The sequence below is a fragment of the Piscinibacter gummiphilus genome, from assembly GCF_032681285.1.
In the GTDB taxonomy this organism is placed as follows: Bacteria; Pseudomonadota; Gammaproteobacteria; order Burkholderiales; family Burkholderiaceae_C; genus Rhizobacter; species Rhizobacter gummiphilus_A.
Genome location: NZ_CP136336.1, coordinates 2,988,802 through 3,000,010, shown reverse-complemented (window position 1 = coordinate 3,000,010; position 11,209 = coordinate 2,988,802). Strand labels below are relative to the sequence as shown.

The window sequence follows — 11,209 nt, the reverse complement described above, 5'->3', positions numbered from 1 at the left end:
AAGCTGGGATCGGCCGTGCTGAACCGGCGCCAGCCGACACCTTCACCGTCCAGGGAGCTCACATGAATCTGCAGAACTTCAAGCTCGGCACCCGCCTCATCGCGGCCTTCGTCTTCGTCTGCCTGCTGGGCGCCATCGTGAGCGCCGTCGGCATCTACAACATGGGGCGCCTCGACGACGTCGCCGACGCGATGTACGACCGGGAACTGCTCGGTGTCTCGTTCATGAAGGAGGCCAACATCAACCTCATCTACATCGCCCGCGATCGCCGCAGTGCGCTGCTGGCGCCCAGCGCCGCCGAGCGAGAGGCCTTCCTCAGGCATGCCGACGAGAGCCTCGAGCGCATGCGCACCAACCTCGACAAGGCGAAGCCGCTTTTCGTGACACCCAAGGGCCAGGGGAAGTTCGCGGCGCTCGAGGCCGACCTGGCCGAATATCACCGCCAGGGCGCGGTGCTGAAATCCAAGATCGTCTCGGCCGACCTGGACAAGCGGGAAGACGTGGCGCGCTTCCTCTTCGGCGACTTTGCCAAGCTCGCCAACAACATCGATGACCAGATGACGGGTCTGGCCGAGCTCAAGGGCCAGAACGCCAAAGACGCGTCGGAATTCGGCACGCAGCTCTACCAGTCGAGCCGTGCCTGGATGATCGGGCTCGTGTCACTGGCGCTGATGTCGGGCGTGGCCATCGGCTACCTCATGTCGCGCTCGCTGACACGCCAGCTCGGCGCCGAGCCCACGCAAGTGGTGGCGGTGGCGCAGGCCGTCGCTGAAGGCGACCTCGGCACCCGCATCACCCTTCGCGAAGGCGACAAGCACAGCATCATGGCCCGTCTGCAGGCGATGCAGGCCTCGCTTGCCTCGGTGGTGTCAGCCGTGCGGAGCAATTCCGAGAGCGTGGCCACGGCCTCCAGCCAGATTGCCCAGGGCAACGCCGATCTGAGCCAGCGCACGGAGGAGCAGGCTTCGGCGCTGCAGCAGACGGCCGCCTCGATGGAGCAACTGGGCTCGACCGTGAAGCAGAACGCCGACAACGCCCGCCAGGCCGACCAGCTCGCGACCGACGCGAGCGCGGTGGCGAACCGCGGCGGCATGGTGATGGGCCAGGTGGTCGACACCATGAAGGACATCGACGCCCGCTCCAAGCGCATCGCCGACATCATCGGCGTGATCGACGGCATCGCGTTCCAGACCAACATCCTCGCCCTCAATGCGGCGGTGGAAGCCGCGCGTGCCGGCGAGCAGGGCCGCGGCTTCGCGGTCGTGGCGGGCGAGGTCCGCAGCCTTGCCAGCCGCTCGGCCGAGGCGGCGAAGGAGATCAAGGGACTGATCGGTGCCAGCGTCGAACGGGTGGAACAGGGCACCGCACTCGTCGATGAGGCCGGCCGCACGATGGGCGAGGTGGTGGGCGCGATTCAGCGGGTGAGCCAGATCGTGGCCGAGATCAGCGCCGCGAGCGCCGAGCAGAGCGCCGGCGTCTCCCAGGTGGGCGAGGCGGTGACGCAGATGGACCAGGTGACGCAGCAGAACGCGGCGCTGGTGGAAGAAAGCGCCGCCGCCGCCGAGAGCCTCAAGGGCCAGGCGCAGCAACTCGTGAAGGTGGTGTCGGTCTTCCGCCTGGAAGCCTGAAACCTCGCAGGTCTCTGGCCGATGCTCAGGGAGTGACGACCTTGACCCCGCCTGCTCGCAGCGCCTTGAGCGTGCGGGCGGGGGTGCCGGCTGGCACCACCACCTGGCTCACGTCGCGGAGCGGGGTCACGAGAAAAGGCGAGGCGGCCAGCAGTTTCTCGGACGAGGCCAGCACCACCGTCTCGGCCGCACGATGGTGCAGCGCGCGCTTCACCGCCGCCTCTTCGGCGTCGCCCGTGCTCAAACCCGCTTCGGGGTGCACGCCGGTCACGCCCATGAAGTAGAGGTCGGCCCGCAGGCGCGAGGCGGCGTCGATCACGTCGGCGCCCACGTTGACCATCGAGTGGCGGAAGAGCCGCCCGCCGAGCATCAGGATCTCCAGGCGCGGGTGCGCCGCCAGGCTCACGGCGACGTTGGGGCTGTGGGTCACGAGCGTGGCGCGCAGCGACGGGTCGATGTGCCGCGCGACCTGCAGGGCAGTGGTGCCGCCGTCGAGGATCACCACCTGGCCCGGCTGGATCATCGCGGCGCCGGCCCGGCCGAGCGCGACCTTCTCGTCGATCGACACACCCTCGCGCACGGTGAGGTCGCCCACCGCCACAGAGGCCGGGAGGGCGCCGCCATGCACCCGCTGCAGCTTGCCGGCCTGGGCCAGCTCGCGCAGGTCGCGGCGGATGGTGTCTTCGGAGGTGCCGAGTTCCTGCGCGAGGTCCTTGGCGACGATCTGGCCCTCGGCCGCGAGGCGCTGGAGGATGAGCTGCTTGCGTTGCACGGTGAGCATGGGTGCGGATTCTCGTCGCGGGCTTGCGCTGGGTGCCATGGCGTCCTATGATTGCACGAAGTTGCACGAAACTACGTGAGATTGCCATGAGCGCACAGACCCAGAACCGCCCCTTGCTCGTCCTCATTGCCGGCCCCTACATGTCGGGCACCGACGGCGACCCGGCGCGCATCGCTGCCAACCGCGCCGAGCTGGAGCGCCACGCCTTGCCCATCTACGAGCGTGGCCACCTGCCGCTCATCGGCGAGTGGATGGCATTGCCGATCATTCATTCGGCCGGGGGCAAGGAGCATGGAGACGAGGTGTTCCAGGCCTATCAGTACCCGGTTGCGCACCGGCTGATCGAGCGTTGCGATGCCGTGCTGCGCCTGCCCGGCGCTTCGCGCGGGGCCGACATGGACGTCGCCCGCGCGCAGGAGCTCGGCCTGAAGGTCGTCTACGACGTGAACGAGCTGCCCTTGCGTGCGGCCTGAGGGCCGGCCTGGGGGGCCAGCGGCGGCAGCTCGTCGCTCGCCAGTGGCGGCCATTGCGACACCGGCGCGTCGCGCAGCAACTGCTCCACGAGTCGGGTGTCGACGGGCTTGAGCAGGTGGTGGTTGAAGCCTGCTGCTTCCGACTTGCGGCGGTCTTCCGCCTGGCCCCAGCCGGTGAGCGCGATCAGCGTCACGTCCTGCCCCCAGTCGGTGGCGCGCACGGTGCTCGCCACCTCGTAGCCGTCGCGCCCGGGCATGCCGATGTCCAGCAGCATCACGTCGGGCCTGAAGCGCTCGGCCAGCGTCACCGCCTCGTTGCCGTCGAAGGCCACGGCCGTGTGGTGGCCCTGCATTTTGAGGATGAGCCCGAGGCTGCGCGCCGAATCGCGGTTGTCGTCGGCCACGAGCACACGCAGCTGGTGCACGGGCGCCGCGGCGGGCTGCGCCTGCGATTCGGTGGCGGGGTGCTCGCGCAGCGGCGTGGCGAGCGGCATGACGACCGTGAACTCGCTCCCCTGGCCTCGGCCGGCGCTGCGCAGGGTGATGTCACCCCCTTGCATCTGCATCAGCCCGCGTGCCAACGCCAGGCCGATGCCCAGCCCGCCCTGGCCGCCGCGCTGCACCTGGGTGAACATGGTGAACACCTCGTGCTGCATCTGCGGCTCCACGCCCAGGCCGTTGTCGGTGATGCGGATGAGCGCGTTGCCGTCGGCGAGCTCCACCCGCACCGACACCCGGCCGCCGTGGGGCGTGAACTTCGCGGCGTTGTTGAGCAGGTTGATGAAAACCTGTGCCAGGCGTGTCACGTCGGCATCGACCTCGATCGGCTCCGCAGGGATGTCGACCTCCAGCGTGTGCCCGGCCTGTTCGATGAAGGGCCGGCTCGCTTCGAGCGCGTGCTGCAGCACCTGCCGCAGCTCGGTGCGTGTGCGCTGCAGCTCGACCTTGCCGCGGCTGATGCGGCTCACGTCGAGCAGGTCGTCGATCAGGCGAACCATGTGCGCGAGTTGTCGCTCCATCATCGCGCGCACCCGCTCCTGCGTGGCGCCGTCGTGCACGCGGCGCAGGATCTCCAGCCCGTTGCGCAAGGGCGCGAGCGGGTTGCGCAGCTCGTGCGAGAGCGTGGCGATGAAGGCGCTCTTGCGGTCGTCGGCGTCATGCAGCGCGGCGTGGCTTGCCTCCAGCTCCTTGCGGGCCAGCACCTGGCGAGAGATGTCGCGGAAGTAGCAGACGAGGCCGTGGCGGCCATCGGGCATGGGAATGCGGTCGACGCGCCACTCGTAGTACTCGACCACGCCGCGGTCGCGCCGCCGCTCGGCCGTCTCGGGGTTGGCGTAGGGCTCGCCGGTGGCGAGCGTGCGGCGGAAGACGGCCTCCACCGCGTCGGCGAAATGCGGGCTCCACAGCTGGTGCATGACCTCACCGAAGTCACGCCCGACGATGCCGCCCTCGATGCCCTCGAACATCGGCCGGGCCAGCGGGTTGATCTGCTGGACGCGGAAGTCGGCCCCGATGAGCAGCGCCCCCACCGGCACGTGCTCCAGCAGCGCCGTGACCTGCTGGTTGTGCTCGCGCAAGTCGGCCAGCGCCTGGCTGCGGGCTGCCGCGCCGGCCAGCAGGCCGTTCACGCGGCTGCGCAACTCGCGGGCGCTGAAGGGCTTGGCGAGGTAGCCATCGGCGCCGGCCGCGAGGCCTTCGATGCGCGCTTCCTCGCCTGCGCGGGCCGACAGCATGAGGATGGGCACCGACTTGAGCGCGTCGTCTTCGCGCAGGGCTTGCAGGAGGCCGAAGCCGTCGAGCCTCGGCATCATCACGTCGCTCACGACGAGGTCGGGCGGCGTCTCGCGGGCCAGGGCCAGCGCTTCGGCGCCGTCGTGCGCGGTGATCACCTCGTGCTCGGGCTCCAGCAGGCGCTGCACGTAGTGGCGCAGGTCGGCGTTGTCGTCGGCGACCAGCACCCGAGCCCGCTTTACGCCGGCAGGCGAGGGGGCGAAGGCCTGGGTCGCCGGGGCATCGGGCAGCCAGCCCAGCGCCTCCTGGATGTAGGCATGCGAGTGGCTTGGCTGGGTCGCGGCTTCTGGCGAACGCACCACTTGGTCGTGCGGCAAATGCTCGTAGCCGATGGGCAGCTCGACGGTGAAGGTCGAGCCGCGGTCGAGTTCGCTGGCCACCTCGATGCTGCCGCCGTGCAGCTTCACGAGCTGCTGCACCAGCGCGAGGCCGATGCCGGTGCCTTCGTGGCTGCGGCCGCGGCCGTCCTGCAGGCGGTGGAAGCGCTCGAACACGCGCGAGAGCGAAGCCTGCGGGATGCCCACGCCCGTGTCGGCCACCCGCAGCCGCAAGCGGTCGCCCGGGGTGTCGACCGACACGGCGATCTCACCGGCCAGCGTGTACTTGAGCGCGTTGGAGAGCAGGTTGAGCACCACCTTTTCCCACATGTCGCGGTCGACCCATGCCCAGGCGGGCTCGTTCGGCATCTCCACGCGGAGGGCTAGGCCGGCGCGCTCGCAGGCGGCGCGGAAGCTGCTCGCGAGGTCGGCGGTCAGGTCGGCCACGTCGGTCTGCTGGTAGCGGGCGTTGAAGCGGCCAGCCTCGATGCGCGCGAAGTCGAGCAGGGTGTTCACGAGCTTGTGCAACCGCTCGCTGTTGCGCTGCACGATCTGCAGCGACTCGCGCACCGGCTGCGGTGCGCGTGCGATCGCCTCTTCCAGGGGCCCGAGCATCAGCGTGAGCGGCGTGCGGAATTCATGGCTCACGTTGCTGAAGAACTCGGTCTTGGCCCGGTCGAGCTGTGCGAGCGCCTCGGTACGGGCGCGCTCGTGCTCCGATGCGCGCGCGTCGGCGATGGCGGTGCCGATGTGGTGGGCCACCAGCTCTAGGAAGGTGCGGTAGCCGGCGTCGAGGGGCCGCTGCGGGCTCACCGCGGCGATGAGCACGGCGGCCACGCCGTCGGTGGCGCTGCCGATGGGCAGCAGCATCGCGCGGCTCGCAGGCTCGCCATCGGGGCCACCGGGCAGCGTGAAGGCGCCCAGGTCGGCGATCTCGAGCGCTTCCTGCGTGCGGGCCACCTCGGCCAGCGGCCAGGGGCCAGGGGCATCGTCGGGTTCGACGGCCTGCGGCAACAGGCCCGTTTGCGCTTCGCCGCTCGATGCGGCCAGCCGGGCCCGCCCGCGGTCCATCAGGTACACCGCGGCGAACGGCATGTCGTGCGGGTTCTCGGCCAGCACCTGCATCGTCTGGGCGCAGGCGCTTTCCACGCTGCGGCCTTCGCCACGGCCCGCGCCGAGCTTGCGCAGCGTCTCCAAGCGGCGCGCGCCGACCACCTGTTCGGTGGTTTCGGTGCAGGGCGTGAACACCCCTTCGACCGCGCTGCCATCGACCGAGAGGATGGGCGAGTAGGTGAAGCGGACGTAGACCTCTTCGCGCGGCAGCCGGCGCGACATGATCAGGCGCACGTCGTCAGGGCGCGTGGCCTCGCCGGTGCGCACCACGCCATCGAGCATCGGGCCGATGGTGTCCCAGATCTCGCCCCAGCATTCGCGCCCGGGCCGGCCGAGCGCACGCGGGTGCTTGGCGTCGCTCAGAAAGGTGATGTAGGCGTCGTTGTAGAGCATGGTGAGGCGCGGGCCCCACCACAGCAGCATCGGGAAGCGGGTTGTCAGGCAGATGTTGAGCGCGGTGCGCAGGTTCGCGGGCCACGCTTCGGGCATGCCGAGGTCGCTTTGAGACCAGTCGAACGCCCGCATGCGGCGGGCCATCTCGCTGTCTCCAGGGAAGATCCTTGCCAGCTGATCGTCGGGCAGGGGCATGCGGCAGCACTCCGGTCGAGGCCATCTCCCTGAATCGTGTCCCTGCGGCAGCCCGTTCCTCGCAGAGGTGGTCCTGGTGGACTCTGCGGGCCTGCGGGGCATTCTTTCGCGTGCCGAATGCCCTTCGGAAGAGAAGGCCTATGACGGGTGATGTCTTGGCGCGAACGGCGCCGTTGGCGAGGCTCAGGTGCCGGTCGACAGCACGTCGAGCTCGCCGAAACGGCTGCAGCTGCGGCAGACGGTCTGCTCGGGCGCTTCGAGCAGCTCGTCCCAGCCGATGAGCTGCTGGCACTCGTCGCAGAGCCCGTAGCGGCCACGGCCGATGCGGTCTTGCGCCTGGCGCACCGCGGCGAGGGCCTGTTCGGCGCGCTCGATGCGGGCCAGCACGGTGCCGCCGTCATCGGGTTTGGGCATGTCGCCCATGCGGGCGCGCTGGGCATGCGTCGACAGGCGGCTGCGCTGCGCGCGAATCTCTTCCCCCAGGTAGAGCGAGCGTTCCCGCAGGCGGCTCTGGAACAAGGCCAGGAGAATCATGTCCGGTTGCGCCGGACGCGGGGGAAGGTCCTTGCTACGGTTGGTCATGGAGAGCTCCATCGAGTGCATCGCCTCCTTGGACTACCCGCGGCAGCTTGAAGGCTGGCGCGGCTAGCGTCGTTGAGAACGATCAATTTCTATCGAGATGCAACTCCGGACGGCATGCGCCCGAGCCAAGAACATAGCCGCTGATCTGTGGGTCGACAAGCGCTGTCTCGTGCTGCACTGCGACATCTGCGAGCACATCCGCGAGGCACGTCGGCGACGCATATGTGCGACGTCGTAAGGGGCATTGCGCCAAGGTGCCCGCCGCGCGCTTCAATGCAGGTTCGCCACGGCATTCAGGAGGCATTCATGGCCAGCAGAAACCAGAAGACAGCCGCCTCGCGGGCCAGCACCCCGCAGGAGTCGATTCCCATGCTGGACGCGGCGGCGTCGTCCGGCTTCGCGCTGGCGCAGCAGCAGATGCAATCGCTCATGGCACTGGCCGACCTGGTGCTCAAGCGCGCGGAAGAGTTGCGCCGCTGCCAGCTCGACGCCGCGCAGCAGGCACGCAAGCGCCATGACAAAGCCCGTGCGGATGTCGCGTCAGCCGTCAACCCGACGGAGCTGCTCAACGTGCAGGCCGAGATGTTGCGCGACGACCTCGAAAGTGCGAGCCAGTACTGGCAGCGCATGGCCTCGATCTGCACGGCCGCTCAAGCCGAGACGCTGGAGCACCTCACCCGTTCGGCCACGCAGCTCGGCCGCGCGGCCACTGAGGCGAGCGCTGCCACTGGGTACACGGGTGCCGAAGCAGCACCGGCCAAGCCCGACGGCGCCGATGCCACGCAGGCCTGGAACCGCTGGGTCGACCTGGGCAAGCAGTGGTCCGACATGCTCTACCGCACCGAGGCGGCGTTGCACTGAAACCGATGCGCTGAAGCGCCGCGGCGCGCTCACTCGTTGGTGTTCTGCACCCAGTGCACCTGGCCGCTCTTGACGATGGTGACCGGCACCGGCGAGCCGTGCAGCACCCGCTGCGACACCGAGCCGAGCACCGCGCTGCGCACCACGCCACGGCCGCGCGCCCCCATCACCACCGCATCGCAGTCGTAGCGCTCGCCGGCTTCGAGGATGGTGGGGGCGGGCTCGCCGCTCAGCAGCTCTTTCTCGAACTCGATCTCGGCCTGGCGCAGCAGGTCTTCCGCGCCTTCGAGCGAGTGGTGGCCGGCGGCGCCGCTCACGCGCTCCAGCACATCGGCATTCGGCGCGAGCACCATCTCGTAGAGGTAGGTCGGCTCCTGCACGTTGATGAGCACCACGGTGGCATTGAGCCCGTCTCGCACGAGCGCGATGACGTGCCGCACGGCGTCGAGCGCATGTTCCGAACCATCGACCGGCAGCAGGATCTTCATCGGGGCCTCCAGACCTTGTGCGGCCGAGCTTACGCGCGCACCCGGCCCACGCCAAGCGCCCGCTCTGCTTGCGCTTGATCTGGCGCAGGCTCTGGCACACTCGGTGCCGACTCCCGCAAGGCCCCATGAAGACACCCCTCCTGATCGCCGCCATCGCGCTCGGCGCGCACGCCGGTTTCGCCTCGGCCCAGCAGATGTACAAGTGCGGCAATACCTTCAGCCAGACACCCTGCGCGCCCGATGCGGTGGCCAAGCCGGTGCAGTCGTCGGCCACGCCCGAGGCCGCGGGCGGCCTGAGCGGCTATGAGCTGTGTGCGGCGGCGGCGCGCAAGATGGCGAATTCGCCCGAGCCCGAGACGGCGCGCATCCAGCCGATCGGCGAGCGCCGCAGCGAGGTGATCCAGTACGCCGGCAAGCCCATCGCCACCCACCGCTACGACCTCGCCATCGATGCGAAGACGCAGTACGGCGTGTTCTCGGGCCTGCAACCCTATGCCTGCTGGCTGAGCGAAGACCAGCGCCGGGTGCTGCAATTCCGTTCGTCGCGGTTCTGAGTCGACACAGCGGATCGCGGGGGCGGCATCGAACTTGCCGGCACCGTGGCATGGAAGATCTCTTGAACGCCGTGCAGTGGCCGGCCATGGTCGTCACCCTGCTCGCGTCGTGGCTGGTGGCCGCGCGCAGCGCACGCCGACGCGCAGTCGGCTTCTGGTGCTTCATCGCCAGCAACCTGCTGTGGGTCGCGTGGGGCTGGCACACCCAGGCCTATGCGCTGATCGCGCTGCAGGTGGGCCTTTTCGTGCTGAACCTGCGCGGCGCCAAGAAGGCGGAAGACGCCTCGGGCCAGCAGGGCGGCTGAGCGCTTGCGCTCAGTGCGCCAGCAGCACCGGCAGCGGCACCTGCTTCAGCACCGAGCGCGAGGCACCGCCGAGCACGAGTTCGCGCGCGCGGCTGTGGCCGTAGCAGCCCATGACCAGCAGGTCGCCGCGCAGGGCCTGGGTCTGCGCGAGGATGGCCTCGCCGATGCGCGAGGGAGCGCGGCCGAGCGTGTGCAGTTGCGCGGCCACGCCATGCGCGCGTAGCCAGGTGTCGAGGGAGAGGGGCGATTCGGGGTGCGTGCGCGTGTCGTGTGGCTCGTCCCACATCAGCACGTGCACCTCGTCGGCATCTTGCAGCAGCGGCAATGCGGCGGCGACGGCTCGGCCAGATTCGCGCGAGGGCTTCCAGGCGATGACGATGCGCCGGCCCGGCTCGCCGGTGCTCAGCTCGTCGGGCACCACCAGGGCGGGCTTGCCGCTGTGCACGACCACGGTTTCTGCAAAGTTGGCTGGCAGCTGGTCGGCACGGGGGCCGTGGTGTGCGCGCTTGCCGAGCACCAGCAGGTCGGCAAAGAGCGCACGACGGGTCAGGGCGGCGAGCGGCGACGCGGTGGTCGTCTCCGACCAGTCGACCTCCGGGCCGCCGAGCGAAACCATCTTCTCGACTGCCGCGCGTGCACGGTGGCGGCCGTCGATGTCGGCGAGGCGGGCTGCGTCGGCCAGCACATTGGCCGAGAAAGACGATGGCAGGTCGGCGCTGCCCACGGTGACCGCGAACAGCACACTCACGCGCGCCCCGTGCCGCGCCGCCAACTGCCGGGCCACGCGCACCCGCACCGCACAGGCGGGCGACGCATCCAGGTGGACGAGCAGGTTGCGCACGGCGCTCCCGACCGCCGCGGGTGCGTCAGTGGGCCAGCAGCACCGGCACCGTCATCGAGCGGAGCACGGTGCGGGTCGTGCCGCCGAGCACCAGCTCGCGCGCACGGCTGTGGCCGTAGCACCCCATCACCAAAACGTCGCTGCCGAGGTCGGTGGTGAGCGACAGCAGCCGCTCGCCGGGCTGGCCGGGGCCGTCGCCATACCAGTGCAGCGTGGCGGCAATGCCGTGGCTCGCGAGGTACTGCTCCAGTTGGGCCCGGTCGGCCGAGGCCTGCGCCGCGCCTTGCGGATCGTTCCAGCTCACCACGTGCACCTGCTTCGCCTGCGCGAGAAGGGGAAGGGCGGCGGTGAGTGCACGGGCCGATTCGCGGCTGGAGTTCCAGGCCACGAGGACGTTCTGGCCGACGGTGGCCACGTCGCCCGCGTAGGGCACCACGAGCGCCGGCTTGCCGCTGTCGATCACGACCGACTCGACGAAATCGGCCGGCACGTCGCGCGCGCTGGGCACGCCCGGCTCGTGCTGGCCGAGCACCAGGAGGTCGGCACAGAAGGCCGCCTGGGCCACGCCCCACACCGGCGGCGCGGTGCCGAGGTCGCGCCACTCCACCTGCGGGCCCGGCCCGTGGGCCGAGCGGTCGAAGGTGGCGCGCGCGCGGTCGCGCCGGTCGGCATCGAGCTTGAGCACGAAGGCCCCCGCCTGCGAACTTTCGGCCGCGGCGAAGGGCATCTCCACGAAGCTCGAGGTCACGGCAAAAAGCCCCGTGATGCGCGCCTGGTGGGCGATGGCGAGCTGGCGTGCGACCTGCAGCCGAACCGCGCAACGGGGCGAGGAATCGAGGTGCAGCAGGATCTGCCGGATCGGGCTCATGGCGGGGCCTTTCTGCGCG

The 11,209-nt window shown here is 70.0% G+C and carries 11 protein-coding genes; 5 read left to right on the top strand and 6 right to left on the bottom strand.

All coding sequences use genetic code 11. The features are described 5' to 3' along the window. Positions 1–62: 62 nt before the first annotated feature. Entirely contained in the window at positions 63–1,628 is a 1,566-nt protein-coding gene (locus tag RXV79_RS13995) for a methyl-accepting chemotaxis protein (protein ID WP_316698261.1), read from the top strand. Between the two features lie 25 nt (positions 1,629–1,653). Here RXV79_RS13995 and RXV79_RS13990 read toward each other — a convergent pair whose 3' ends face one another. Further along, entirely contained in the window at positions 1,654–2,409 is a 756-nt protein-coding gene (locus tag RXV79_RS13990) for a DeoR/GlpR family DNA-binding transcription regulator (protein ID WP_316698259.1), read from the bottom strand. An 86-nt stretch (positions 2,410–2,495) separates the two neighbouring features. Here RXV79_RS13990 and RXV79_RS13985 point away from each other — a divergent pair, with 86 nt between their 5' ends. Then, positions 2,496–2,882, top strand: a complete 387-nt coding sequence (locus RXV79_RS13985; RefSeq protein ID WP_316698257.1) for a DUF4406 domain-containing protein — start codon at positions 2,496–2,498, stop codon at positions 2,880–2,882. Here RXV79_RS13985 and RXV79_RS13980 read toward each other — a convergent pair. After that, on the bottom strand, positions 2,846–6,691 hold the full coding sequence (locus RXV79_RS13980; protein WP_316698254.1) for an ATP-binding protein: 3,846 nt from the start codon (positions 6,689–6,691) through the stop codon (positions 2,846–2,848). The genes RXV79_RS13985 and RXV79_RS13980 overlap by 37 nt on opposite strands. 183 nt (positions 6,692–6,874) lie before the next feature. Beyond that, positions 6,875–7,273, bottom strand: a complete 399-nt coding sequence (locus RXV79_RS13975; RefSeq protein WP_316698251.1) for a hypothetical protein — start codon at positions 7,271–7,273, stop codon at positions 6,875–6,877. 306 nt (positions 7,274–7,579) lie between these two features. Between RXV79_RS13975 and RXV79_RS13970 the strand changes: the two genes are divergently transcribed. Next, positions 7,580–8,134 (top strand): phasin family protein, encoded by a 555-nt coding sequence (locus tag RXV79_RS13970; protein ID WP_316698249.1) that lies wholly within the window; start codon positions 7,580–7,582, stop codon positions 8,132–8,134. Between the two features lie 29 nt (positions 8,135–8,163). On the opposite strand, the gene RXV79_RS13965 is transcribed toward RXV79_RS13970, so the two are convergent. After that, on the bottom strand, positions 8,164–8,622 hold the full coding sequence (locus RXV79_RS13965) for a universal stress protein (RefSeq protein WP_316698247.1): 459 nt from the start codon (positions 8,620–8,622) through the stop codon (positions 8,164–8,166). Between the two features lie 125 nt (positions 8,623–8,747). Here RXV79_RS13965 and RXV79_RS13960 point away from each other — a divergent pair, with 125 nt between their 5' ends. Beyond that, on the top strand, positions 8,748–9,176 hold the full coding sequence (locus RXV79_RS13960) for a hypothetical protein (protein WP_316698246.1): 429 nt from the start codon (positions 8,748–8,750) through the stop codon (positions 9,174–9,176). Positions 9,177–9,226: 50 nt separating this feature from the next. Continuing rightward, complete coding sequence (locus RXV79_RS13955; RefSeq protein WP_316698245.1) at positions 9,227–9,481, top strand: hypothetical protein; 255 nt, start codon at positions 9,227–9,229, stop codon at positions 9,479–9,481. Between the two features lie 10 nt (positions 9,482–9,491). On the opposite strand, the gene RXV79_RS13950 is transcribed toward RXV79_RS13955, so the two are convergent. Continuing rightward, positions 9,492–10,322 (bottom strand): universal stress protein, encoded by an 831-nt coding sequence (locus tag RXV79_RS13950; RefSeq protein WP_316698243.1) that lies wholly within the window; start codon positions 10,320–10,322, stop codon positions 9,492–9,494. 25 nt (positions 10,323–10,347) lie between these two features. Further along, positions 10,348–11,190, bottom strand: coding sequence for a universal stress protein (locus RXV79_RS13945; protein WP_316698241.1), 843 nt, complete (start codon positions 11,188–11,190; stop codon positions 10,348–10,350). Positions 11,191–11,209: the final 19 nt, after the last annotated feature.